Source organism: Parvimonas micra, assembly GCF_037482165.1.
GTDB lineage: Bacteria > Bacillota > Clostridia > Tissierellales > Peptoniphilaceae > Parvimonas.
Genome location: NZ_CP148048.1, coordinates 1,190,174 through 1,215,175 on the forward strand (window position 1 = coordinate 1,190,174; position 25,002 = coordinate 1,215,175).

Annotated in this window: 27 protein-coding genes and 1 other annotated feature; of the genes, 1 reads left to right on the top strand and 26 read right to left on the bottom strand. The window is 27.6% G+C overall.

The features are described from left to right. Nucleotides 1-34 precede the first annotated feature (34 nt). Genes mobB through WFJ11_RS05775 form a run of 6 tightly spaced genes read right to left on the bottom strand, consistent with a single transcriptional unit; the run spans nt 35 to nt 5,846 of the window. The gene (gene mobB / locus WFJ11_RS05750; protein WP_338817129.1) at nt 35-526 is read right to left on the bottom strand and encodes a molybdopterin-guanine dinucleotide biosynthesis protein B; all 492 of its coding nucleotides are present in this window, start codon (nt 524-526) and stop codon (nt 35-37) included. Beyond that, entirely contained in the window at nt 516-1,745 is a 1,230-nt protein-coding gene (gene glp / locus WFJ11_RS05755) for a gephyrin-like molybdotransferase Glp (RefSeq protein WP_338817130.1), read from the bottom strand. The genes mobB and glp overlap by 11 nt, the downstream gene beginning before the upstream one ends. After that, nucleotides 1,735-2,307, bottom strand: coding sequence for an AI-2E family transporter (locus WFJ11_RS05760; protein WP_323988293.1), 573 nt, complete (start codon nt 2,305-2,307; stop codon nt 1,735-1,737). The genes glp and WFJ11_RS05760 overlap by 11 nt, the downstream gene beginning before the upstream one ends. A 13-nt stretch (nt 2,308-2,320) precedes the next feature. After that, entirely contained in the window at nt 2,321-3,586 is a 1,266-nt protein-coding gene (locus WFJ11_RS05765; protein WP_338817132.1) for a glucose-6-phosphate isomerase, read from the bottom strand. Then, nucleotides 3,586-4,695, bottom strand: a complete 1,110-nt coding sequence (locus tag WFJ11_RS05770) for a SpoIIE family protein phosphatase (RefSeq protein WP_255260947.1) — start codon at nt 4,693-4,695, stop codon at nt 3,586-3,588. The genes WFJ11_RS05765 and WFJ11_RS05770 overlap by 1 nt, the downstream gene beginning before the upstream one ends. Before the next feature lie 17 nt (nt 4,696-4,712). After that, nucleotides 4,713-5,846 carry a class I SAM-dependent RNA methyltransferase gene (locus WFJ11_RS05775; protein ID WP_338817134.1) on the bottom strand — a complete coding sequence of 378 codons (1,134 nt, stop codon included), beginning with the start codon at nt 5,844-5,846 and terminating at the stop codon, nt 4,713-4,715. 171 nt (nt 5,847-6,017) lie between these two features. Between WFJ11_RS05775 and WFJ11_RS05780 the strand changes: the two genes are divergently transcribed. After that, nucleotides 6,018-6,581 carry an ECF transporter S component gene (locus WFJ11_RS05780; protein ID WP_009354650.1) on the top strand — a complete coding sequence of 188 codons (564 nt, stop codon included), beginning with the start codon at nt 6,018-6,020 and terminating at the stop codon, nt 6,579-6,581. 83 nt (nt 6,582-6,664) lie between these two features. Here the strand turns inward: WFJ11_RS05780 and WFJ11_RS05785 are convergent, their stop codons facing one another. The 20 genes from WFJ11_RS05785 to WFJ11_RS05880 all read right to left on the bottom strand — a co-directional run bounded on the left by WFJ11_RS05785 (nt 6,665) and on the right by WFJ11_RS05880 (nt 24,983). Then, complete coding sequence (locus WFJ11_RS05785; RefSeq protein WP_009354820.1) at nt 6,665-6,904, bottom strand: Veg family protein; 240 nt, start codon at nt 6,902-6,904, stop codon at nt 6,665-6,667. 130 nt (nt 6,905-7,034) lie between these two features. Next, complete coding sequence (locus WFJ11_RS05790) at nt 7,035-7,163, bottom strand: LPXTG cell wall anchor domain-containing protein (protein ID WP_293440089.1); 129 nt, start codon at nt 7,161-7,163, stop codon at nt 7,035-7,037. A gap of 12 nt (nt 7,164-7,175) precedes the next feature. Then, nucleotides 7,176-7,982, bottom strand: a complete 807-nt coding sequence (locus WFJ11_RS05795; RefSeq protein WP_338817135.1) for a hypothetical protein — start codon at nt 7,980-7,982, stop codon at nt 7,176-7,178. Between the two features lie 3 nt (nt 7,983-7,985). Continuing rightward, nucleotides 7,986-8,258: a cyclic-di-AMP receptor gene (locus tag WFJ11_RS05800; protein ID WP_009354493.1), complete on the bottom strand. Its 273-nt coding sequence runs from the start codon at nt 8,256-8,258 to the stop codon at nt 7,986-7,988. 8 nt (nt 8,259-8,266) lie between these two features. Next, complete coding sequence (locus WFJ11_RS05805; RefSeq protein WP_338817136.1) at nt 8,267-8,593, bottom strand: cyclic-di-AMP receptor; 327 nt, start codon at nt 8,591-8,593, stop codon at nt 8,267-8,269. Next, entirely contained in the window at nt 8,590-9,219 is a 630-nt protein-coding gene (gene tmk / locus WFJ11_RS05810; RefSeq protein WP_338817137.1) for a dTMP kinase, read from the bottom strand. The genes WFJ11_RS05805 and tmk overlap by 4 nt, the downstream gene beginning before the upstream one ends. A gap of 11 nt (nt 9,220-9,230) precedes the next feature. Continuing rightward, the gene (locus tag WFJ11_RS05815; protein WP_293440097.1) at nt 9,231-9,548 is read right to left on the bottom strand and encodes a pro-sigmaK processing inhibitor BofA family protein; all 318 of its coding nucleotides are present in this window, start codon (nt 9,546-9,548) and stop codon (nt 9,231-9,233) included. 108 nt (nt 9,549-9,656) lie between these two features. Next, entirely contained in the window at nt 9,657-11,018 is a 1,362-nt protein-coding gene (locus tag WFJ11_RS05820; protein WP_338817138.1) for an aldehyde dehydrogenase, read from the bottom strand. Between the two features lie 177 nt (nt 11,019-11,195). Continuing rightward, nucleotides 11,196-12,005, bottom strand: coding sequence for an MBL fold metallo-hydrolase (locus WFJ11_RS05825; RefSeq protein WP_338817139.1), 810 nt, complete (start codon nt 12,003-12,005; stop codon nt 11,196-11,198). Nucleotides 12,006-12,116: 111 nt separating this feature from the next. Next, entirely contained in the window at nt 12,117-13,622 is a 1,506-nt protein-coding gene (locus WFJ11_RS05830) for a DKNYY domain-containing protein (RefSeq protein WP_338817140.1), read from the bottom strand. Nucleotides 13,623-13,759: 137 nt separating this feature from the next. Further along, nucleotides 13,760-14,809: a 5-methylcytosine-specific restriction endonuclease system specificity protein McrC gene (gene mcrC, locus WFJ11_RS05835; protein ID WP_338817141.1), complete on the bottom strand. Its 1,050-nt coding sequence runs from the start codon at nt 14,807-14,809 to the stop codon at nt 13,760-13,762. Beyond that, the gene (locus WFJ11_RS05840; protein ID WP_338817142.1) at nt 14,806-16,536 is read right to left on the bottom strand and encodes an AAA family ATPase; all 1,731 of its coding nucleotides are present in this window, start codon (nt 16,534-16,536) and stop codon (nt 14,806-14,808) included. Before WFJ11_RS05840 ends, mcrC begins: the two co-directional genes overlap by 4 nt. Nucleotides 16,537-16,756: 220 nt before the next feature. Continuing rightward, nucleotides 16,757-18,037, bottom strand: a complete 1,281-nt coding sequence (locus WFJ11_RS05845; RefSeq protein ID WP_338817143.1) for an O-acetylhomoserine aminocarboxypropyltransferase/cysteine synthase family protein — start codon at nt 18,035-18,037, stop codon at nt 16,757-16,759. Nucleotides 18,038-18,061: 24 nt separating this feature from the next. Further along, on the bottom strand, nt 18,062-19,348 hold the full coding sequence (brnQ, locus tag WFJ11_RS05850; protein WP_338817144.1) for a branched-chain amino acid transport system II carrier protein: 1,287 nt from the start codon (nt 19,346-19,348) through the stop codon (nt 18,062-18,064). A gap of 118 nt (nt 19,349-19,466) precedes the next feature. Further along, nucleotides 19,467-19,717 (bottom strand) — a binding site (T-box leader). Nucleotides 19,718-19,817: 100 nt separating this feature from the next. After that, nucleotides 19,818-20,534 carry a putative ABC transporter permease gene (locus WFJ11_RS05855; protein ID WP_338817145.1) on the bottom strand — a complete coding sequence of 239 codons (717 nt, stop codon included), beginning with the start codon at nt 20,532-20,534 and terminating at the stop codon, nt 19,818-19,820. Between the two features lie 190 nt (nt 20,535-20,724). Next, a complete protein-coding gene (locus WFJ11_RS05860) occupies nt 20,725-21,135 on the bottom strand; it encodes a GNAT family N-acetyltransferase (protein ID WP_338817146.1) in 411 nt (136 codons plus the stop codon). Nucleotides 21,136-21,283: 148 nt separating this feature from the next. Further along, nucleotides 21,284-21,718, bottom strand: coding sequence for a GNAT family N-acetyltransferase (locus tag WFJ11_RS05865; protein WP_338817147.1), 435 nt, complete (start codon nt 21,716-21,718; stop codon nt 21,284-21,286). Between the two features lie 117 nt (nt 21,719-21,835). Further along, entirely contained in the window at nt 21,836-22,951 is a 1,116-nt protein-coding gene (locus WFJ11_RS05870; protein WP_338817148.1) for a hypothetical protein, read from the bottom strand. Between the two features lie 448 nt (nt 22,952-23,399). Further along, complete coding sequence (locus tag WFJ11_RS05875) at nt 23,400-24,041, bottom strand: hypothetical protein (RefSeq protein ID WP_338817149.1); 642 nt, start codon at nt 24,039-24,041, stop codon at nt 23,400-23,402. 288 nt (nt 24,042-24,329) lie between these two features. Then, nucleotides 24,330-24,983, bottom strand: a complete 654-nt coding sequence (locus WFJ11_RS05880) for an SIMPL domain-containing protein (protein WP_338817150.1) — start codon at nt 24,981-24,983, stop codon at nt 24,330-24,332. Between the last annotated feature and the right edge of the window lie 19 nt (nt 24,984-25,002).

A 25,002-nucleotide genomic window follows, 5' to 3' on the forward strand; every position in this document is an offset into this window, starting at 1 on the left:
ATAGGCAAAAAAATTGAGATGTAAAACATCTCAATTAAATACTAAAGTAATCTTTTATTTTTTCTGCAATTTTTTCATATTCATTTGATTTAAATTGATCTACATCCAAATCATGTTCCATATCTGAAACAATTGCAATTAGTTTTTCTCTTTCAGAAATTATTTTCGTCGAATAGCCTGTTCTATAAATTTCAATTCTATCTAAGTTTTCCCATTTATATCCTTCAACTAAAACAAAATCATATTCAGTCATTGTTTTTAAAACATCATTTAAAGATTTTTCATAATTTAGGTTTTCAACTGTTATCACTCTATTTGGGCTAACCATTTTTACACAACTTGCTCCAGCCTGTGAGAATATATAACTGTCTTTACCCTCTCTATCAAAATCAAATTCTCTATGATGATGTTTTACAACTCCTACTTTCAATCCTTCTTTAGAAAATATTTTTAACAAATTTTTTATTAAAGTTGTCTTTCCAACATTAGAACATTCTCCAACTATGGAAATTGCTCTATTGTTCATACAAAAACTCCGCTTCAATCATTTCTCCCTTAGAAATTTCAGTTTGACTTGGAACAATAACTATGGAATTTTTTGAAATCATTGTAGATAAAACTCCTGATTTTTGTCCTTCTTCAATTTCTGTAAAGAATTTCCCGCCTTTGTATAATGTTGTTGCTCTTAAAATTCTACTAACTTTTGCTTTATTGTTAAATCCGTTAATTAATTCACTTTGAACTTTAAGCATATTAGCATTTCTGTTTTGTAATCTTAAAATTATTGGTCTTACATAAAGGTAGAAATTCATAAAAGATGCTGCAGGATTTCCAGATAAAGCAAATATAAATTTACCTTCATATTCTCCAAAGAAAACATGTCCACCCGGTTTTGCCATAACTCTTGTAAAAATAGTCTTAACTCCTATTTTATCTAATGCGGTTAAAACAAAATCACTATCTCCAACAGAAATTCCTCCTGTAGAAATAACAATATCGCTATTTCTTATAGCCTTTCTATACATATCAACCAAGGAATCCAAATCATCTTCAACTTTTCCATATTGGATAACATCGGCATTGTAGATTTTACCAAGTTGTTCAATAGTATAACTGTTACTATTTCTTATCTTTCCATCTTCCATCTTATCAGTAACATCAAGTAGCTCACTTCCTGTAGCAAAAACACTTAACAGAGGCGCTTTATAGACCTTAATAAAAGGAATTCCAAGACTAGCTAAAACACCAATTTCTGCAGGAGTTAGAAATGTACCTTTTTTTATTATTACATCGCCTTTTCTTACATCTTCACCAAGTCCAATTATATTCTTATTTTTCCCTATTGGAGAAAAAATCTTAACTTCTTTGTCGTTAAATTCAGTTTCTTCATATCTTACGATACAATTTGCACCACTCGGAACTTTTGCTCCAGTCATCAATCTAACAGCTTGTCCTTTAGAAACTGATTTTTCTGAAACGTCCCCTGCCATTATTACATCTATAACTTCTAAAACAACGGGATTTTCTTTGCTTGCATTTACGACATCTTCTTCCCTAAAAGCATAGCCATCCAATGGTGACTTATCAAAGTTAGGGATATTAACTTTTGAAATTATATCTTCAGCAATAACTTTTTCTAAAGCATCATTGAAGTATACTTTTTCAATTTTTTCTTCAACTTTGACTTCATCAACTATTTTTCTAGCTTCTTTTAATTCAATAGGTGAAAAATTATTAATTATCATGGTCATCTCCTATACTTTCATAATCGTATTTTTTTCTAAGTTCTCTTTCTCTAAGTCTTTTTTCTTTTCTTTCTTTCATCTTTCTTTTTTGATCAAAAGAGTAAATATCGTTAATATTTATCAAAGTGTTCAAAATAAAGATTATTACAGTCATTATTGAAAGTCCTTTATTCCCGCCGATAATTTTAGATATAATTGCTAAAAAGATTATAACTCCAATTTTATAATTAAGTTTTCTTCCTAATAAAATTGGTTCTAATACTAATCTAACACATAATATTGTAAGGTACAATATTGCTAAATTAGCTGAAATTACGACTTCGTGATTAATCAAATTAACTACAATTTGATAAGCCAAATAAAGTCCATTACCTATTATTGGAACAATTTCCAAAATACCCATAATTAAACCAGCTTTAAATTTCCCAGGATAACCCATTAGGTAAACAGCAATTAATGAAGTAAGCATTGCTAACAAAACGAGAATTCCTTGTACTTTTAAATAAAAACTTAAAGTTTTTCTACATTTTTTAAGCATAGCTTTTATATAGCTTACATACATATTTCTTCCTCCTTTACATCTTTTCTAATAATTGATACATATTTTTTTTATAATTATCTACTCCAGGTTGATCAAAAGGATTAACATCCAACATATAAGCAGAAATAGCACAAGACATTTCAAAAAAGTAAATTAACTTTCCAATATTGTATGCATCTAATTTTGGAACAGTAATCTTAATAGTTGGAACATCACCATCTGTATGTGCCTTCCTTGTAGCTGTAACAGCAACCTTATTTATTTCATTAAGTGATTTTTTTGCTAAATAATTTAAATTGTCAAAATCTTCATCGATAAGAGGAAAGATAATGTCATTCTTTAAATCTTCAACTTCAATTATAGTTTCAAAAGTGATTTTATTTCCATCTTGAATCATTTGACCAAAAGAATGTAAATCTCTTGTAAAAATTGCACTTTCTACATAAAGTCCTTTTCCATTTTTTCCTTCACTTTCAGCAAATAATTGTTTCCACCACTCTTGAAGATAAGCTAGTTTAAATTCATGCGCAACTAAGTATTCTATTTCCTTTTTTTCATCTTTAAACATTGCATTTCTAATTATTGCATATTTCAAAGAAATATTATCCAAACTTTTCTTAGTATATTCTTCTAAGGCATCATTTGCTCCAAGTAAAAGTGCATCAGTATCAATTCCTGCACACATAATAGGAAATAAACCAACCGCTGTTAAAACTGAAAATCTTCCACCTATATCATCAGGTACATTAAAAGTTTCGTAACCGACTTTATTGCTAAGTTCTTTTAACAATCCTCGTTCTGAATCAGTTGTAACAATAATTCTATTTATCGATTCTTTTCCATATTTTTCTTCACATAATTCTTTTAAAACTCTAAAAGCTACAGCAGTTTCAAATGTACTTCCCGATTTTGAAATTACATTTATGAAAAAGTCCTTATCTTTTATATATTCAACCAATTCACTCAAATAATCTCCGCTTAGATTATTCCCTGCAAATACAATATCCAAGCCATCTTGTTTGAAATAAGGTTTAAGGGCTTTTATAACCGCTTTAGATCCTAGGAAACTTCCTCCTACACCAATAACAACAAGAACTTCTGACTTTTTTACTTTTTCAGAAAGTTTTTTCATTCTTGAGTATTCTTCCCTGTCATAAACTTCAGGATGAGTTACCCAGCCTAAAAAATTACTCCCCAAACCATTTTTATTTAAAATAAAATCTAATGCTTTAAAAGCATCTTCTTTATAATTAGTAAAACATAAATCTTCTGAGAAATCTAGCTCAAAATTATTTATCATTATAAAACCCTCATACTTAGTAATGCAATATCATCTTCTTGAATTCCACATCTAAATTCAGAAACATCTTCAACTAACTTGTCCAAAAGTTCCTTATCAGAAAGTGAATTTTTATATTTATCTACTACATTAAAAAATCTTTCTTCTCCATATTCTTCTCTGTTTTCATTTTTTGTTTCAGTGAGTCCATCTGTATAAAATAGCACACAATCTCCATGACATAGTTTTGCTTTACCAACAGAATATCTACTATCTTGGAATAACCAAGATATTGGTAAACCACTTAATTCTAATCGAACATTTTTATCCTTATTAAATAAAATCGGGATAGAATTATGTCCTGCATTTGAATACTCAAATTCACAAGTTTCTCTATTGTAAATCCCCAAAAATATTGTAAAATACATTTCTAAATTAAGTTTTGAAAACTCCTTTGATAAAGCTCTTAGTATCTCTCTTGGATGTTCTATTTTTCGCCCATGAACTAACATCCTAACGGAAAATTTTATAAACATTGTTATCATACTTGCAGAAATACCATGGCCCATAACATCAGCTATATACACACAAGTTTTATCGTTAGGTAATTCTATTACATCAAAAAAATCTCCTGATAACTGATCAGATGATATATATTTATATTCTAAATTTAGTCCATCAATATGACTCAATTTAGATAATAAACTTTTTTGTATATCCGATGCAGTTAACATATCATTTTTTATCATTTTTTGATATTTGATTAGGTCTTTTTGAAGTCTATTACCTTCTGTAATATCTCTAAAAACTTCAATACTACCCCAGTAATCCTTTTTGTCATCAAAAATAGGACTACTCTTTACTAAAAAGTCTCTTTCTCCAACTGATAATAATTCAGTTTCTACATCTTCCTTGTGTCCAATAGGTGCAACACATTTTAAAGAAGAAAAAATTTTATCATTCTTATGTATGTAATCATCTGAAAACAAACAAAACTTTCCTTCTTCATTTTCTAAAAATTTTTTCATACTGGCATTAGTATATACAATTCGTCCAGTTTTATCGAAAACTCGAACTAAATCTTCCATAAAATCTGCCAGTTCAAAATTTAAATGTGTAATCTTGTCCATATACATTCTGTTCTCCGTTATTTTGGCTTAGGTCCATAAAATTGATAGAAATCGACTTTAATTCTTCCGTTAAAAAGTTTTCTCTTTCTATCAGCTTTCCTCCCATATAATCTTTCAAAACTTTCTATACTTGTTATTAAATACACAGACCAAGTATCTAATTCCTTAAATTTTTTCCCAAAATCTCTATAAAGCCTCTCAACTTCTTCCATATCTCCCATACGTTCTCCATATGGAGGATTGGTAACAACAACACCATATTCATTATAAAGATCAACATCTCTCATATCTTTTATAAAAAATGAAATTTCATCATCCACGCCTAAAATATCAGCATTATCTCTGGCTATTAAAATCGAATGTCTATCTATATCCGACCCTAAAATTTTTAAATCTCTATCATAATCTATTAATGCTCTTGCTATATTTTTCTCATTTTTTAAAGCATCTTTATCTAACAAATTCCAATTTTCAAAAGCAAAATTTCTCATTATACCAGGAGCAATATTTCTTCCTATCATATAAGCTTCAATGCAAAGAGTTCCACTTCCACAAAAAGGATCGTAAAAAACTCTACTTGGTTCCCAAAAAGATAAACTAATCATAGCACTTGCTAAAGTTTCTTTAAGTGGTGCATCTCCAGCTCTCTTTCTATATCCTCTTTTATGTAAAGCCTCTCCTGAAGTATCAACGGTAACAGTTGCAATATCCTTTAAAATAGATACTTCTATATAGTACAATGCATCTGAAGTTTCATCAAACCATTCAACTCCATAAACATTTTTAAGTCTATCAACTATTGCTCTTTTTGTAATCTTTTGAATATCTGATAAACTAAAAAGTTTTGATTTTACACTATTAGCATTTACAGGAAATTTATCATTTACTGAAATTAAATCTTCCCATTTTATTTTCTTTATTCCTTGATACAAATCTTCAAAACTTAAAACTTTAAATTCATCCAATTTAAGTAAAATTCTTTCTGCACATCTAACCCATAAATTAACTTTCGCAATATCATTTACATTTGCTAAAAATTCTACTTTTCCATCAGAAACTTTTATATCATCAAAACCAAGTTTGATTATCTCTCTTTTAACAACTGCCTCTAAACCAAAAGCACAAGTGGCAATTAAAGTTATTTTTTTCATTATTTCTCCATTTATATAAAAATCTAATATAACAAAAATACATCTATCATTGACTATAATTATACCAAATTTGCATAAAAAAAACAAAAGAAATTGAAAATTATGGAATTTTTCTATTATTTTTGTTATAATAAACAAGGCTTTAATATTCAAAACTCTAAGGAGGAATTTATGAAAGATATTTCAACAAAATCCGTAACAAAAATCGGAATACTAAGTGCAATTGTAATTATTTTATCACTTTCTCCAATAGGATTTATTCCATTAGGAGTAGTTAGAATTACTACAGTACATATACCAATAGTTTTAATCGCATTAATAGAGAAACCAACAGTATCATTTTTTGTTGGATTAATTTTTGGATTATTCTCATTTTTTCAACATTTATCAGGAATAAGCCCTCTATCTTTTATGTTTATAAATCCGATGGTATCAATACTTCCAAGAGCACTGATAGGAGTTGGAACATATTATACATTTAATTTTATAAAAAAATACATTAAAAATATTTTTAATGTTGTACTTGCAAGTATGGTAGGAACAATGATAAACACATTTGGAGTCCTTTCTATGGCATATATATTCTGTGCTAATCAAATATATGATGTTTTAAAAGTCAATCCTGCAAAATTTTTATTTGGAGTTGCAATTTCAAATGGAATTCCAGAAATAATAGTATGTTCTGCATTAGTCCCTATAATTTACAAGAGTTTACAAAAGATTTTAAAATTTTAGCAAAAATGGGTGATTATTAATCACTCATTTCTTATATACACAAAAAAAAGAACTTTGAAAAATCAAAGTTCTAAAAATCCATTTTAGCTTGCCTTTAAACTTACTTGAGATGTCAAAACATCAAAATAGGAATATGAACAAGTTCTTGTTTTATGTTCTTCTGTTTCAATTTCAACAGTAAAGAATGAAGTAAATACTTCTCCAATTACTCCCTTAATTTCAACATATTCTTCTTTGCTTCGTTTAATAGTAATCAATACTTTTCTTCCAATGTTGTTTCCCAAAACTCTTCTAATCATAACTAATTTCTCTTTTGTATCCATAACAGCACCGCCTTTTATATATATTTTAACATAAAAAAGAAATAAAGTCAAATTAGAAAACTTTGATAAAAAAACAAAAAACTGTAGATATTTTATAAGAATATCTACAGTTAAAAATATCCATAAAAATTTATTTATTTCTTCTCTTCATAACTAATACAACTATAATAGCTATTAAACTTAAAACTCCTATTATTAAAAATAGATTCTTACTACTATCAATATTCATAAATGAAATAAGATTAGTATATTCTCCCATACAAACCTCCAACTACCTCAAAATTGTTATAAATACTTTCTCAATAGACAATTGAAAATTCACATTATTATACAAATTTTCTCTAACAATTTCTATCGTTTCTAAAATTTTTGATAATTTCTTCTTATCAAAATCAACATTATTTTTAAATATTTTCAAAATATCTTTATTTGAAACATCTTGACCCGTTTCTAAAAAAATATAAAATTCTTTAAAAAAATTATACAATAAAGGTATAAAATTTCTATCCTCTTTCAAACTCAAAAGATATTCCTTATTTTTCGAATCATAAATTGCTAAAAAGTCACCTTTAAGTGCAATGGATAAAATTTCTAACAATTTACCATAATCTGAATAATCAAAGTTTTCTGAGGAATTTACTTCTGAAACAAAAATACATCTACTTCTTATTGTTGACAATAGTTTATATCTTGAATCAACTAAAATACAGATTATGACATAGTCAAAAGACTCTTCTAGAGTTTTTAATAAAGCATTTGATGATTCTGCTCTTAAAAACTGTCCACCTTTTATGATGACCAATTTATACTTTGATTCCAAAGGTCTTTTTTGGACATATTTAATCATCTCTCTAATTGAATCAATAGGAATATTATTCCTTTCACTTTCAACTATCATCAAATCAGGATGTGTTTGCTCTTCAATTTCTCTAGAAATTTTAAAATCATCTTCGGGATTTAAAACCTTTAATGTTAATTCTTTTGAAACTTTATCTAAAAAATCTTCGCTTCCCTCAACAATATAGTTTTGGGAAAAATCAAAGAAATCAATCTTTTCTTTGAAAAGAGTGTAATTCATAAACTACACCCTAATAAATTGATTCATATTTAGAACAAACATTACAGTATTAGCTGTTTTATCATCAACTGTTTCCTTATTTTTTGAAATATTTAAAATCATTTCTTTAACTCTATCTAATTTTTCTTCTTCAATACCTATCAATATTGTAGTATTTCCTTTTTTGAAAAATCCACCTGTTGAAGATAGTTTTGTAGCTCTAACTTTATTTTCAGAAAGCTCATTTAAAACGTCTTGAGCTATATGGTCTTGTATAATTGCTAAAATAAGTTTCATAAAATCACCTACATTCTTACAAAATCTACAACATCAAGTACAAAAATTGTAGCACCACCTACTAGAACTTCCATAGGGAAAGGAATGTAAGCGTCGCCTGGCATTGTAACACTCAAAACAGATGTTGTAATTTCTCTTGACTTGCAATTTTCTTCAATAATTTTCAAACATTCTTCTAACTTTTCTTCTTCAACCCCAATTAAAAGAGTTGAGTTTCCAGCTCTTAAAAATCCACCTGTTGAAGCAAGATTTGTCATTCTGAATCCCTTTTCAGTTAAATCTTCTTGTAGTGGGTTCAAGTCTTGATCTTGAACTATTGCAATAATCATCTTCATAGCAATTCCTCCATTTTTTCATCTATTATTTTTTTTACATCTTCAAAAACTTCTTCCATGCTTTTAGTAGCATCAACTTTTCTTAAGACCTTATCATCTTTCATTTCATCAAGAAGTTCCATATATGTATCATAAACTCTACTATGGAAATCATCTCCAGAAAGTTCAAGTCTGTCAGCATTTTCATTTAAAGACTTTCTTTTCAAAGTTGTCAAAGGGTCAACATAAAAGAAAATAATCATATCTGGATTAACTCCGTTAATAGCAAAATCATTTATTCTTTTAACATTTTCAACCCCAAGTTTTCTGCCACCACCTTGATAAGCAAGTGAACTTAAAACAAATCTATCTGAAATAACAATATTACCCTTTTTCAAATTCGGCTTTACAAGTTCATCAATATGTTGAGCTCTACTAGCTGCATAAAGTAATGCTTCTGTTCGTGGCGACATATTTACATTATCATTAGATAAAATAAGTTCTCTAATTTCTTCTGATATTTTTGTTCCACCTGGTTCTCTTGTAAAAATTATTTTTTCGTTATCCTTATAGTATTCCTTAATTAAATTTATTATTGAAGTTTTCCCACATCCGTCAGGTCCCTCAAAAGTAATAAATAAACCCATTATTTAACTCCTTAGAATGAATAAAATAAATATGATAAAATTATTCCAACTATTCCGAAGCTACCAACTAAAAAGTAGCTCAAATAAGTAAATGGAACAATAACTATTTTAAAAATCGCTAAAATATATAAAATTACGTATCCTATTATAGAATTCACAATAATCTTTTTTAAAATCTTTAACGGGAACTTTAGTAATTTAAAAACTAAAATAATTAATAAAATTCCTACAATATAAGAAATAATACTATGTTCGAAAAAAAACTTACTTAAACCAGCGAAATCAAGAGATTCTAATGAATCATAATACATTTTTCCTAGGTTTTCCAAAGTATCACTCTCCTATTCTTACTATTATTTTATCACAATGCAAAGATTTTATCAATTAAAACTGTCAAAAAATAAATATATCTATTCTAACTGTTTTTTATTTGTTTGCTACATTATCTTTTTAAATATATTCAATTTTTTCAAATCAAAAGGTGCATATCTAAATGGTAAATCTAAAATAGTTTTATTTTTTACAATTCCTTTTTTATGGCTTAATAAATCAAAGCCATGTTTTCCATGATAAGAGCCCATACCACTATTTCCTACTCCACCAAAAGGAATATGACTATTTGCCAGTTGCATTATAGTATCATTCACACAACCTCCTCCATAAGAAAGGCTATTAATAATATACTCTGCATTTTCCTTTCTTTGAGAAAAAATATAACATGCTAATGGTTTTTCTCTTTCTTTAATTATATCAATTACTTTATCTATATCATCATACTCAATAATCGGTAACAAAGGTCCAAAAATTTCATCTTTCATAATCTCGTGATTAAAATCTACATCAGTAAATATTGTAGGTTCAATCTTTCTTTCACTATCATTGCTTTTCCCACCGATTACTTTTGACTCAGTCTCTATTAAATTTAAAAGACGTTCATAATGACGAGTATTAATAATTTTTGGATAAGATTTGTTATTTACAGCATCAGGATATCTTAATTCAATTTCTTTTTGTAAATATTTAAGAAGTTCTTCTTTTACATTTTTATGAACAACAATATAGTCTATAGATACACATGTCTGTCCTGCATTTAAAAGTTTCCCCCATACGATACGTTTTGCTGAAAGTTTTATATCAGCTGTTTCGTCAATAATACAAGGACTCTTTCCCCCTAACTCCAAAGATACAGGAATTAAATTTTCACTTGCAACACGCATTATGATTTTTCCAACTCTTGCACTTCCGGTAAAAAATATAAAATCATATCTTTGATGAAGAATTTCATCATAATCAAGCTCAGAATCTACACAGTAAATATATTCTTCTTCAAATGTTTTATTGATTATCTCTCTAATAATTCTTGAAGTGTTTTTGCTCTCTTTTGAGCATTTTATAACAGCACAATTTCCTGCAGCAATAGCAGCAACTAGTGGGGAAAGTGACAAATTAAAAGGATAATTCCACGGTGCCATTATTAACACAACACCATAAGGTTCTGAATAGACATAGCTTTTAGCAGGAAATGTCCCAAGACTTCCTCTCACTCTTTTAGGCTTACTCCATTTCTTCACTTTTTTCAATGCCTCATGAATTTCACTATATACTATTCCAATTTCAGTAAGATAACCTTCCGCCTCGGATTTTGAAAGATCTTCATAGAGAGCGGATAATATTTGCTTTTCATTAGTATGAATTACCTTTTCGAGTTTTTGTAACATATTAATTCTAAATTCAACAGACTTTGTTGCTTTTGTTTTAAAAAATTTTCTCTGCTTTTCAACAATACTTTTTAATTCCATCTTGTACTCCTTATGATATACTATATTTTGTTAAGATTTTCTCTAAATATAAGTCAAATTTGTTTTAAAAAGCTCCTTAGAAATACCATTAATTAACTCTAAAGCCTATTAATTTAATTTTATATTATTTAAAATAAAAATAGATAATTATCTTTATAATAAAATTTACCATTGTAATTAGTATTTCATACAGTCATCAGGAGCATCTTCATCAAAATGATTTTTTCTGCCAAAGTCTGCAGTCTCCGTAATATGAGCAAAAGTATTATTGTCAAATTCTCTATATCCACTATGACCAGTACATACAGCTTCTATGTTATATCCCTTAACTTTTTCTTTTAATTTAATTAAGGATTTTTTATTCATTTCTGGAAATTGTGTGAAAAAGTCAAAGAACGGATAACCACCTTTTTTATTAATCGCTAAACAATCTCCACTTATAAGAATTTTGTCATCAACAATATAACACATATGTCCAATTGTATGTCCAGGAATATGAATAGCAACAATTTTTATACCTTCAATATTAAAAACGTCTCCGTCTTTAATTAGTTTATAACCAGAAGATAAACTTACACCGATATTAAGCTTTAAAAATCCTAATTTCTTCATTCTATGAAGTTGTCCTGTTAAATATTGTTCATCTTTTTCACCAATATATACTTGAGCGTTTGGAAAAATATTCTTTCCATTCTTATCAATCCCACCAGCGTGATCTACGTCAACATGAGTTAAAAAAACATATTTAATATTATCTGGATTTATATTAATTTTTTCAAACTCAAAATTGACATCTGGAAAATTCATATGCCCTGAATCAAAAGCAATAGTATTACCATCTTTAGTATAAAACCACATATTTACATCAGCTTCTCTAATACATGAAATTCCATTTGGAAAAACACCAGTATTAGATGGATTAAGCGCCTTGGTACCCTTCAAAAGATACTTTTTAAAATGTTTGTCAAAAAAATAAATTATTCCCATAATATCCTCCTTATAAATTTATTTAAATTACAGAAAAATTATTTTAATTATACAAATCAACATTTATCATTGTATTTATATGTAATACTGAGCAAACATTTCATATAGATATTAATGGTATTTGTTGCTATAAATATCGTATTTATATCTTCCATTTTGTCTAAACAATTTTCTTCTTCCCTTTTGTTTTAATATGCTACCAACAATTACAAAAGGAAATAATAAAATCATATAAAGGTAATAATAACTATATTTTACAGTTGCTGTGTATTTGACTTCTCCTGATACAGCTTGCATTTTTTCGTCTTTTATTATTTCTCTAATTCTATCAACAGTTGTTTTGCCTTCATCTGATAATAATTCGTTCAATACTTCTTTGTCAGTAATTTCAAAAACTGTATCGTTAATAAGTTGGCTGTTTCCTAAATTGTCAAAATAATAGTATTTCCCATTTTTTGTCCAAACGGAGCCTATTACATTACTTTGTATGTCTTTTACTTTTTCCCAACCTTCTTTTTTATCAAAGCTAACTATTTGAGAATTTCTTGAATACAATCGTCTAATATGTGGAACTCTAAATCTAACAATATACGTTTCATAAGAATTTAAAAAATACATATTTTCTTCATCACAAAATACATTTTCATCTAAAAATTCAATATTTCCTTTAAAATTATTTTCTCCAATTTTTATTTGCTTATTTTTTCTTTGATTATAAAAATATACTCCATCTTTTGAAGCAAAAAATAGATTATAAATATGAGAACTACTATTTCCAATTACTCTATAAGGAGTGAAATTTTCGTCAAATCTAAGATTACCTTTAAAAACCTCTCCACTCTTTTTATCATAAAGCAAATCGTCCCCCTGTTCAACTGAAACGACTTCTAATTCCCCACTATTTTTAATTGGTAAAAGTTCATTTTTATAATAAACATTATTTTTATCACAAAAATACTCTCCATGTTTAGAAACCTGCTTCATAGTATTTGTATCTGCGTTTTCAAGTGGCTTTCCCTTGTAATAGAGAACATCTCCATCTGTTGCAAAATATATTAAATTATTAATTTTCGAAATTTTCTTTTCGGTATTTAATTTATGATATGGATAAATATATGACTTAGGCTTTTTATCCTTAAAAAATGCATGAACTATATGTCCAAAAATTTCTGAAACATAAGAAATCTCATCATTTCTCTCAGAAAGTGAAGAACAAAAATAAGTACTTTTACCATCAGTATAATATCCATTTCCAACATTAGTTATTTCCTTTGGATTAAGGTCTTCAATTTTTACATTTCCAAAATAAACATGATTTTTATCAATTCCAACAACACGAGAATCATAAGTATTCTCTGAATTAATAACACTAAAAGAATCTACATCTGCATCCTCTACAATATAATATCCACCACTTGGAATAAGTGCATAAATCTTATTATCATATTTATAAAAAATGCTATTGCCAATTCTCTGTCCACTTCTTTCAATATTGACATAAGTATCATCTCTTACAAGAAGCTGACTAAATGTAAAAAAAGCAATTATTAAACTAACTAAAATTAAACAAATACCCAAAACTTTTGATCGAGTACTTTCATTCTCTTTCCTATCCAAATAACATCATCCCCCATAGTTGAACTTATTTTATTCACAATAATATCATTTTTAATACTATCAAGATAAAAATCTAAAAGTTATTAAAAATTATAATAAAGCTCAATTTTTGCTTTTTTATAAATAAAATTCTCAAATCATTCATATTTTTTTAATCTTTCAAAATGAGATTCTACTACATTATCCATTTGTTCAGCAATTTTATCAAATGAGCAATTTAAATCTAGAGTTTTTACACTTATTTGATTCCCATGCATCTGATATACATTATCCGGATAAATTGTTTCATCTGTCTTTGCATATAAAAGCATTCCGGATACTGTTTTATTTTGATTTTCAAATTGATAATCACAATTTTTTACATAGGTAAAAATTTGATATAGATTATTTGAGTAAATCTTATGTTTATCAAACTGCATTTGTGTTGTCTTCCCATAATATTTAGCATCAATAATCAAAATACTATCTTCATTATGAATATATATGTCACTTTGCATAATTGGAAGCATTTCTTTGACGCCATCATCCAATGACCACGGAATTTGAGAAGCTCTAACAGATAATTTTGGATAATGTTTCTTATAGTACTCAAGTATAAATTTTTCATAAAGACGACTCATTCGTTGGTCATCTAGAAAATCCATCATCTTCATAGTTCCATCTTTATTGGTTTGTATTAATCCTTTAACTATAAGATAACATATTGCAATCAACATTTGATAGTGTTTGTTATTTCTATTATATTTAAAATTCCAATCTATATATCTTATATTAATAGTCTCAACATCTCTAAAATATATCATTAATTTTCTAAGCTCTTTTTTTCTTTTTTTAGATAAATTTGAAGTTAAGAGTGTTTCAACCGTTGATTTTATAATTCTATTCATTGTACTATTTACTGAAAAATCATCATAGACACAAATTAATTTTTTTCTTATCATACTATTATTTTTTATGGATTCAGATATTTCTAATTTGCCTCTAACAGATGTTAACTCCTCTGTTTGTAAAATATACTCTCTTTCAAGTCCTCTTTTAATTTGTCCGGATATCCCTTTTATCAAAATCTCTGCCATTAATTCTAAAATATTGTCAAATTTTTCAGTAGCTAATTTTTTATATCCTTGTTGATTAAGAACTCTAAAAGTATATGACAACATATAGTAAATATTTTGTATTGGAATCATTTAATTGCACTCCTAAGATTAATAATCCAATTATTTACCTTGGAAGGTTCATCAAACCAATATTCTTTTAAAAGTGGAATTAATTCATATTCTACAATTCCTGATAATACTTTATCATCTATTTTATCTTTACTTAAGTTACATAGATAACTGTGTCCAATACAAAAACCATCTCCCAAAGATTCATCACTAGAAATAATATCATTAAGACTTTTTACACATTCTATAAGTCTATTAAATTTATCATTTTTTAAGCTATTTCTATACTTAATAAATCCATCAGTTACAAATCCCGGCTTAATATCATAGAATGAAAATCTTCTTCTTAAAGCATAATCTAACATAGCCAAACTTCTATCTGCAGTATTCATCATACCTATAATATATATGTTTTTTGGAACAGAGAATCTTTCATCAGAATATAAAAGTTGTAATGATTGTCCACGCTTATCATTTTCAATAAGCATAAATAATTCTCCAAATATTTTACTCAAATTACCTCTATTAATTTCATCAATAATAAAAAAGTAATCATTTTTTTCATCAATTTCTGCCTTTTTACAAAAATTATAAAAAGCTCCATTTTTTAATTCAAAACTATTTTTTGTAGGTCTATATCCCATAATAAAATCTTCATAAGAATAACTTTGATGAAATTGAACCATCATTACTCTATCAATATCTTTTACACCCATTATTGAATAAGCCAATCTTTTTGCAACAAAAGTTTTTCCAACTCCAGGTGCACCTTGTAATATTAAATTCTTTTTCTTTTTTAGAAGGGTTGCTAAATTATCATATTCTTCTTCTTGCATATAAACTTCTGATAAAAAATCATCTTTATTATACTTTTGAATTGCTTTTTCAAATTCTTTTAAATCTACCTTTTTCTCATCTTCATATATTAAATTTGATCTCTCTTCATCATCTGCAAACGAAAAACTTATTTTAGTATTATTTTTTTCTTTCTTTTTATCTCGATTTACCTGCTCAGAATAATTCCATGCATCAAATGATAATTCTTTAAAGTCTTTCAAAACACTCCTAGAACTATTCAAATAAGATTTTAAACAATCTCCTATCATCAAATAATCTTTTGCAGAAAATTTTGATTTAATTAGAGGAAGTTGTTTAACAATATCAACCGGAATTTTTCCGGATTTATAAATATACCACTCATTTCTACTATCAAAATTTAAAAAAGTATCTGGTGAAATCCAATACAAACCCATTGTAATTTTACTATTACCATTACCTTTTATATTAATAGCTAAATCAAAATAATCTGAAAAATCCTTTCTTCGAATTTCTGAAGGGTCTTTTACATAAGCCAATGCTGACTCAAAAAATCCCCATAAATAATTAATATCATTATCTTCGCGATCACCTATAAAATAGTAAAAAGTAGCATTTTGAGGAGTTAGTAAAGGCAAACCATCAAATGATGTTGGAATTTCTGATACAACATCAAACAATTCAGATATAGCCTTAAGTATTTTTATACGATTTTCATCCTTAATATTCTTGTTAAAAAGAGCAAATACAGTAAAAGGATCAATATCAACAATATTATTCTCTCTTTCTAAAGTTGGTAATTTTATACCTGCCATTTTAAAAACAGATTTTACCTTTTCTATAAGTTCTGCTCGACTATCCTTATACTCTAATAATTTTAAGGCAAATTCCTCATAAAAATCTACCCAGTTAAATCGATTTCTTTCACTCATATTTCTTCCTCCAAATATAAATTAAATATAATGTTTCTCAACAAAACAAGCTTTTTAAAAACTCTTTATTTTTATTACCTTAAATAATTTTATTTCTTTTTTTATATCCTAATATATTATATCATATCTATCCATTCTTTTCCCTTTAGTTTTACTAAAAAAAGAGTTCCTATAATTGATAATTTAATCAACTATAAACAACTCTTTTAAAGTATTTAATTTATTTTTCTAAAGCTTGGTCAATATCGTCTATTAAATCACGAATATCTTCTATACCTACTGAAAGTCTAATTAAGTCCGGAGATACTCCCGCTGCTATTAACTCTTCATCATTCATTTGTCTGTGAGTTGTTGATGCAGGATGTAGAACACAAGTTCTTGTATCTGCTACGTGAGTAACAATTGCAGCAAGTCTTAGAGAGTCCATGAATTTAACTGCAGCTTCTCTACCACCTTTGATTCCAAAAGATATTACTCCACAAGAGCCATTTGGAAGATATTTTTGTGCCAATTCGTGTTGGCTATCATTTTCTAAACCTGAAAAAGAAACCCAAGACACTTTAGGATGTTTTTCTAAATGTTTAGCAAGTGCTAATGCATTTTCGAAATGTCTTTCCATTCTTAAGTGTAAAGTTTCTAAACCAACTCCAAGATAGAAAGAGTTTTGTGGTGAAGGTATAGAACCTAAATCTCTCATTAAGTTAGTAGTCATTTTTGTAATATATGCACCCTTACCAAAGCTTTCGGTATATACTGTTCCATGATATGTTTCATCCGGAGTTGTTAGTCCTGGATATTTTTCACTATATTGTGTCCAATCAAAATTACCTGAATCTACAACCGCTCCACCAACTGCATTTGCAGAACCATTCATATATTTTGTAGTTGAGTGAGTGACAATATCTGCTCCCCATTCAAAAGGTCTACAGAAGATTGGTGTAGGGAATGTGTTATCAACTATTAGAGGTACTCCATTTTTATGAGCAACTTTTGCAAATTTTTCTATATCTAAAATATTAAGTGATGGATTTGATAAAGTTTCGCCAAAAATTAATTTAGTATTTGGTTTAAACTTTGATTCTAACTCTTCAACTGAGATATCAGGGTCAACAAAAGTTGATTCAATTCCTAAATTTTTCATTGTATTTGCTATAAGGTTATAAGTTCCACCATAGATAGCAGAAGTTGAAATTATATGGTCTCCAGCACTAGCTATGTTTAATATTGCATAGAAATTTGCTGCTTGTCCTGATGATGTAAGTATTGCTGCAACTCCACCTTCTAGTTTACAAATCTTATTTGCTACTGCATCATTTGTAGGGTTTGCAAGTCTTGTATAAAAATATCCTGAATCTTTTAGGTCAAATAAATCTCCCATTTTTTCTGATGATTCATATTTGAAAGTTGTTGATTGTACTATTGGAACTACTCTTGATTCTCCGTTTTTAGGTTCATAACCACCTTGTACGCAGATTGTGCTTGTATTATATTTTTTTGTCATTTTTATTTCTCCTTTAAAATTATTTTATTCAAATTGTGTTATAGGTTCACTGCCACTTACAGCTCCTACAATAAGTCCAAGTGTAGCAGGTAATACCCAAGCAAATCCAAGACCACTTAGTGGAAGTATATCAATAAATGCCTTGATACTAGGGACATTAGCTACAGATAAAATTGCTTCTAATACACTTACTGCCAATGTAAAAATTAATGCATATCTAAAACTTTGTTTATTAGGTATAAATTTACGGAAAATCCCCAAAATCATTAATACTATTAAGCTTGGATAAACTCCCTTGTAAATTGGTGTTGCATAGTAAACTATGTTTTCAACTCCAAGTACTGCAATTGTAGCACCAACAACTGATGAAACTACAGCAGCTATCTTATGACGTATCTTTCCATTTGAAAAGTCATGGAAGAAGTTCGCTATTGATGTAATTTGTCCAATAGCAGTTGTTACACAAGCCAAAACTACAGCTATTGAAAGGAATAACATTCCATTCTTTCCTAAAACTCTTTCTGCTATGGCTAATAACAACTTACTCCTATCAATATCTTTTGGATAATAGCTACTTACTGAAGCTCCAAGATATATCAATCCTACATAAATAACTGCTAAAAGAATTAAAGCAATTACTCCACAATAAGCAGTTAATTTATTTCTTTCTCTACTTGTACGATATCCTCTGTAAACAATATCTCCTATAAAAACAGTTCCTATAAGGTAACTTACTATTAAATCTCCAGTTTGATATCCTTCTAAAAATGAATGAGTAAAAACTCCACTTTGTTGTGGAAGTGTTGGAACTCCTATTGGAGTAAAAATTCCTTTAATAATAATTCCAAGTAATACTATAACTAAAATTGGCGTTAAAAACTTTCCTACACTGTTAATCATTCTGTTGATATCCAATGAAAAATATAGTGCTATAGCAAAATATCCAATAATAAATGCTACGATTGATACACTTGGAAAAAGTGATTTAAATCCTAATTCATATGCAACTGCCCCTGTACGTGGTACAGAAATACATCCTGCAAAGACCATTATAAATAATAATAAAAACTTAGCAAAATTTTTATGTATATCTTCTGTCATGGCTTCAAGTGAACCACCATTTTTAGAAATTACATAAAGTCCCACAACTGGCATTAAGACAGCAGAAATGCAAAATCCTATTGCAGCTAATGACCATTGACTTCCCGAAATAAATCCCAATAAAGGTGGAAATATAAGATTTCCTGCACCGAAGTAGGAGCCAAATAAAGCTAATCCTACTATTAAAATATCTTTCTTTTGTTTGTTCATAATCTTCTCCTTTTTAATTACACTGATATTGCTGAAAGAGAATGATAAGTAAATCAAAAAATTAAGTAACCAGTTGCGCACCTAGTTATGAGCTAAAAATAAAAAAAGCTCCCGTCCAACAAAGGACGAGAGCGAAAACTCACGTGTTACCACCTTAATTCATCTTTTTATCACTAAAAAGACCTTATTGAGTACTATCATACTCGCAATGCTATAACGGGCACACCCGTCACAACCTAAATCTATAAATAAATCTCGATGTGATGACTCCAAGGCCATGTTCGAAAGCTTCTCTCTCATTTCTCTCACCAAACGAAATGTCTCTGTATTGATTGAATAACTTTCTACTCTTCTCTTCAACGTCTTGCTATAGATTATAAACGACAAAAAACATTTTGTCAATACCTAAAATGAATTTTTTTTTAAAAATTTTTATAACTATACATAAACATATATAAATAATGAAAAATTATTTTTTCTTTTTCAAATCACGTCTTATTTTTACTAATCTATCTGCAATCATATTACGAGACTCACTCATCCTAAAAGAAGCAATTCTGCTCAATGTTCTACCATATAATTTACTATGTCTTTCAAATATTTTATCTACAGTCGAAGTCATTCTATCTTGGAACTCTTCTTCAAGTTCCGCAATATTTCTTTGGAAATTAGTCAATCCTGAAACCGTAAGAGTAAAATCGGAAGAATGAATTGCTATCAAAATCACAGCAAGAGCTATTGCAATACTATTTGGTATTGTTACATAAATTTTTTCAAAAAGCGGAATAAAAAATTCCATTATAATAATTGCTCCAATACCAAAACCAACAGAAGTAATCGCACAAGTCCTTCCATTTATATTAAGTGGCATATCACTATAATCCCACCATCTAGCATGAAACAATTTTTCAAGCACATAAGATGTTGGATATTCTAATACCATACTAGCAACAAATCCCATAATAAATATTTGCCACCATGATAGATGAGAAATTTTACCAATTGAAATAAGATCATAAAAAATCAATCCTAAAATTGAACCAAAACCATAAATCGGACATAATGGTCCATACAAAAACCCACGATTTTGCCATTTTCTCTGGTCGATTGTACAGTATATACTTTCCCATATCCAGCCTAAAACACTAAATTCAAAATATGCATTCAAATATCTAATTAATTCCATAATACTCCTTAAAAACTCGTAAATACTCTATTTTAAATTAAAATAGATTTCCTTACTATATAAATAAATTCTGTTTTTTATATTCATAATCTGTTATATAGAATTATGAATTTATACATAAACATTTCTAAACAAATATGTTTACAAAAAATTTGTACTATTTACTTTATATTTTAATACTAAACTTCAATCATAGCTCTTTTGTATAATAATATCTTTCACCTATATATGGGTACTCTTTCAATGCGAACACTTCTTTATAGCCATGCTTTTTATAAAAATCTGGAGCTTGAAACTTAAAAGTATCTACAAATGAATATTTACAATTTCTTTTTCTAGCCTCAATTTCTGCTCTATTCAAAATTTCTGAACCAAGTCCTTGCCCACGTAACTTCTCACTTACATATAAGTACTCAATTTCAAGCCAATTTCCAAAAGTTTCTGCGACCATTCCAGCAATTAAATTACCTTGATAATCTTCCAAATAAATATTTAGTGGTTCACTTACTGACGGTTCTCTCTTTGATTTATTATATGATTTTATTAAGTTTGCCAGTTCTTTTGATTTTGTTGATTCTTTATTTTCAATCTTAAATTCCATATTCTCCTCTATATTTTATTAATTATTAACTATTTATCTTTTTAATTATTTTTATATTTTTTGTTTAGGAAAATTATATCTTCATTAATTCTACAAACTTGAATTTCTAAAATCAAAGTTTACAAACCATAATATAGTCTTCCTCATTTTAATGAACTATTTCAAATCCAACTTTCTTATACATACGAACTGCATTGTTTACTTTTTGCACCGATAAAGAAACTTGCTTATACCCTTTCTCTTTTAGAGCTAAAATAATTTGCTTCATTAATTTTGTTCCAATGCCTAACTTTCTATATTCTTTTAGAAGTGAAATTGAAAGTGATGGAGTTTCATCATCAATATGACCATAATCATTTATTATACGAGTCCAAACCACTCCTACTACCTTACCTTCAACCTCTGCGACATAACAAATATCATCTTTCTTTCCAAAATCTGAAATATATATTTGTAAATCAGGGTGATTTATAATATCTCTAGATGGTTCTGGAACTCCTTCAGGAATAAAAATAGTTTCATATAAAAATGTGTCCAACAGTTTTATCTCACATTTTTTTAATTCTCTTATTATAAAATTCATGCTTAACTCCGATTTATATAATATTTTTAGTTTTTATAAATCTACAGTAATTCCACACATACTATACCCCCATACATTTGTAAAATATCCCTACAATCTATATCTCGTTAACTTATTTTAAACAAATTTATGTCTAACACAATCCACCATAAAACACGAATACTCAGGATATAACTTCAATTTAATCTCAGGTCTTGAAGCTCCACTCTTTATACGAAATATCATTTCCTCAAAGTTTCTTTTATCCTCTTCCCAACTAGCAATAGTTTCTTGTTTCTCTTTTTCACTGTCATAATCTTCATCAGCAATAGCTTCATTTATAGCCTCTTCAAAATATTTTCGATTCTTTTCTTCAAGACTAAAAAATCTTTCCTTTTGATTTTTTAACCATAGAACATAAAAATATTCTTCCCATTCTGCGATATAATAGTATTCAACACAATCTCCACAAAGATTTAAAAACATGTCATACTCTTTAAGTGCATAATAGACATCAATAATTTGGTCTTCTGAAATATCATCTGTATTTAGATTATATTTTAAATCTTGTCCAGGTTTTACTTTCTCTACATAAGACATTGCTTCATCTTTGTTGCCAAGACACACTTCACAATAAGCCAAACACAATAACAGACGCATTCTATTAGGATAAACTTCTAGTAAGCTTAAAAATATTTCTTTTGCTTTTTCATATTCCTTAAGTTCAAAAAAAGATACTGCAAAGTTAAAAGAAGTAATATAATTTTCTTCCATTTCTCTTGCTGTATTGAAGTAATTATGACTTATTAATAAATCTCTTTCATCCTTAGAGTATTCATACTCACTAAAATAATAAAGACCAAGACCTGTATAAGTTTCTACAAATGGAGAATTCAAGTCTTTAGCTAAATTAAAATACTCCAAACTGTTTTTAGAAAAATCATCCCAAAAAGCTAGATTAGTATATATTCTTGCTTTATCAATATCACTTAAAGACTTTTTAAACTCATTTAAAAAGTCTTGTAGAAATTCAATATAATCAAATTCCTCATCTCTAAGTTCCAACTCAACAGAGGCAAGAGTACAAATAACATCAATATCAGATAGACATTCTTCTTGCTTTTCTAAAAGATATCTTTTCATTCTTTCAAGATATTCTTTTGAAGTTTCAAGATCACTTAAAAATGGTTTATTGTATCTATTTTCATATTCTGTTTTTAATTCATACCAATATGATTTTATTTTATTTAACATTTTAATTACCTTTTTGATTTATTATACTTGCAATATTTACTTCATGGCTTAATTTTTTTAATATTTTATTAAGATATTAATCTAATATGTATAATTCACCTCTTGAAAAAATTAGGTAACTTTCCACATTTTTACTTCAAGTTTATTCTACCGTTAATTTTTAATCCTGTCAACAAAACACGAAAAATTTAAGTGGATTTCTTAATAAATTTTTTATGTTTAAATTAATTTTTTATTATAAAAATCTGTAAATTTAAGTTGGTTAGAGTGAGTTTATTTTCAACAAGCAAAAAAGACTTATCCAAAACTAGCATTATATTCTAACGATAGCATTTGGAATAAGTCCTTTTTTTCACAATATTTACTATTTATCTTCAACCATATAAATGATAAATCTATCTTTAGTATTTATCCTTATAATCCCAAAAATACAATTACAAACAATATTTTATTTCTTATTACCTATTTTATCTTCTTGTGCTTTTTCTAACCAAGTCTTAAACTCCCAACGAAGTGGTGATATATTCTTTTTTCTAAGTTCTTCTCTAATCGCTTTTTGATACTTACAATAATCATCATAATCATTCCATTTACTCCAAGAAGTTGTTGGTTTGTCAATTCCAAGTTTTTTGTTAGCTGCCTCCAAAATATACTTATCAACTGGTATATGTATGTTCTCAAAAACTCTATCAAATGTATATCCACCAAATAAATATAAATACTTAATAGTCATATTAACCCATTTTTGAGCTTGTCCATAAGTAAACTTAATTCCTTTTTCGTTATATAACAATTTTATATTTTCACATACTTTACAATGCCATGAATCAAATTTTTCCGGACTTGTAATACTACCTTCATTAATTATCGGAATTTCTTCCTTAAAAATAACATTAACAGCTTCTTTTAAATCCGATATAATAGTAGTCTTAGTATCTTTTGGTAATACATCAAATTTTAATGTACGGCACATATCACGATAAGATCTATTACTTGCTACCTCTATTGAAATATTTAAATCTCCAAAATAGGAAAACTTTAAAAATTTTAAAATTTCTTCATCATTAATTTTATTTTTTTCATTACTCATACTAAAATCTCCTTTTTATATAAATATTTTTTTATAGTCAACTTGTACTAAGTAGTTTTGTACAGTCAACCTTATTCTTAAATACCTCATTTAACTCAAATATATATTATACCACCCACAATAAAACAACACTATCAAAAGAAACTGTTCTTGGGAATTGATTGAAGATTTTTAATATTTTTAGTTCATAGCCGTTTTGTAGTAGGATTTAAACGTCTCTTTTTTGTGTTCTTGAATTACAAGAGATATTTTTCTTATAACTAAGTATTTTATAATTTTTATATAGATTTACTTTATCTCCCAAACAATAGTAACAGTATCTTGTACATCTATATCATCAGCCTCAATATCAATATTGTATGGTTCATTTATTGTACTCTCAGAAAGATAATAGTTTTTAATAGGTTCCGAGTAAATTTCTATCTCACCCCAAGAATAATCTATATTTATTATATCTACAAGTGTTACTCCTGATGACTTAGCTAAAATTTCTGCCTTGATTTTAGAATCTTGAACCGCCTTTGCAAGTAATTCATTTTTAACCGCAGTAATATCTTTAACAGTGTGTTTTATAGAAAACTCAACATTAACATCACAATGTGAAAGTTCATATAAAATTTTACCTAGTTGTATGTTATCATTAGGAAACTGAATATAGAACTTTTGAGTATATTGAAATCCAACAAGTCTACTTTTATAGTTGCCATTTTTATCACGATAACTCTCATACTTTGAATCTACATCAAATTTTACTGTCTTTAGTTCTTTACCATTAAGACCAGCTCTTTCAACTGTTTCTTTGATTTTTTTAATACACAATGTAGACTTTTCAATTACTTCATCATATTCTTTACATACTTCATTAGCAGTAATATCAAGTCTAATCATATCTGGTTTAACAGATATTTTTCCTTTTCCCTTTACTCTTATCGTTCTTTGCATTTGAACTCAACTCCTTTAG

Bases quoted from the DNA above. Each gene is read 5' to 3' on its own strand.
- mobB (WP_338817129.1), bottom strand. From the start codon at position 526: ATGAACAATAGAGCAATTTCCATAGTTGGAGAATGTTCTAATGTTGGA.
- glp (WP_338817130.1), bottom strand. From the start codon at position 1,745: ATGATAATTAATAATTTTTCACCTATTGAATTAAAAGAAGCTAGAAAA.
- WFJ11_RS05760 (WP_323988293.1), bottom strand. From the start codon at position 2,307: ATGTATGTAAGCTATATAAAAGCTATGCTTAAAAAATGTAGAAAAACT.
- WFJ11_RS05765 (WP_338817132.1), bottom strand. From the start codon at position 3,586: ATGATAAATAATTTTGAGCTAGATTTCTCAGAAGATTTATGTTTTACT.
- WFJ11_RS05770 (WP_255260947.1), bottom strand. From the start codon at position 4,695: ATGGACAAGATTACACATTTAAATTTTGAACTGGCAGATTTTATGGAA.
- WFJ11_RS05775 (WP_338817134.1), bottom strand. From the start codon at position 5,846: ATGAAAAAAATAACTTTAATTGCCACTTGTGCTTTTGGTTTAGAGGCA.
- WFJ11_RS05780 (WP_009354650.1), top strand. From the start codon at position 6,018: ATGAAAGATATTTCAACAAAATCCGTAACAAAAATCGGAATACTAAGT.
- WFJ11_RS05785 (WP_009354820.1), bottom strand. From the start codon at position 6,904: ATGGATACAAAAGAGAAATTAGTTATGATTAGAAGAGTTTTGGGAAAC.
- WFJ11_RS05790 (WP_293440089.1), bottom strand. From the start codon at position 7,163: ATGGGAGAATATACTAATCTTATTTCATTTATGAATATTGATAGTAGT.
- WFJ11_RS05795 (WP_338817135.1), bottom strand. From the start codon at position 7,982: ATGAATTACACTCTTTTCAAAGAAAAGATTGATTTCTTTGATTTTTCC.
- WFJ11_RS05800 (WP_009354493.1), bottom strand. From the start codon at position 8,258: ATGAAACTTATTTTAGCAATTATACAAGACCATATAGCTCAAGACGTT.
- WFJ11_RS05805 (WP_338817136.1), bottom strand. From the start codon at position 8,593: ATGAAGATGATTATTGCAATAGTTCAAGATCAAGACTTGAACCCACTA.
- tmk (WP_338817137.1), bottom strand. From the start codon at position 9,219: ATGGGTTTATTTATTACTTTTGAGGGACCTGACGGATGTGGGAAAACT.
- WFJ11_RS05820 (WP_338817138.1), bottom strand. From the start codon at position 11,018: ATGGAATTAAAAAGTATTGTTGAAAAGCAGAGAAAATTTTTTAAAACA.
- WFJ11_RS05825 (WP_338817139.1), bottom strand. From the start codon at position 12,005: ATGGGAATAATTTATTTTTTTGACAAACATTTTAAAAAGTATCTTTTG.
- mcrC (WP_338817141.1), bottom strand. From the start codon at position 14,809: ATGATTCCAATACAAAATATTTACTATATGTTGTCATATACTTTTAGA.
- WFJ11_RS05840 (WP_338817142.1), bottom strand. From the start codon at position 16,536: ATGAGTGAAAGAAATCGATTTAACTGGGTAGATTTTTATGAGGAATTT.
- WFJ11_RS05845 (WP_338817143.1), bottom strand. From the start codon at position 18,037: ATGACAAAAAAATATAATACAAGCACAATCTGCGTACAAGGTGGTTAT.
- brnQ (WP_338817144.1), bottom strand. From the start codon at position 19,348: ATGAACAAACAAAAGAAAGATATTTTAATAGTAGGATTAGCTTTATTT.
- WFJ11_RS05855 (WP_338817145.1), bottom strand. From the start codon at position 20,534: ATGGAATTAATTAGATATTTGAATGCATATTTTGAATTTAGTGTTTTA.
- WFJ11_RS05860 (WP_338817146.1), bottom strand. From the start codon at position 21,135: ATGGAATTTAAGATTGAAAATAAAGAATCAACAAAATCAAAAGAACTG.
- WFJ11_RS05865 (WP_338817147.1), bottom strand. From the start codon at position 21,718: ATGAATTTTATAATAAGAGAATTAAAAAAATGTGAGATAAAACTGTTG.
- WFJ11_RS05870 (WP_338817148.1), bottom strand. From the start codon at position 22,951: ATGTTAAATAAAATAAAATCATATTGGTATGAATTAAAAACAGAATAT.
- WFJ11_RS05875 (WP_338817149.1), bottom strand. From the start codon at position 24,041: ATGAGTAATGAAAAAAATAAAATTAATGATGAAGAAATTTTAAAATTT.
- WFJ11_RS05880 (WP_338817150.1), bottom strand. From the start codon at position 24,983: ATGCAAAGAACGATAAGAGTAAAGGGAAAAGGAAAAATATCTGTTAAA.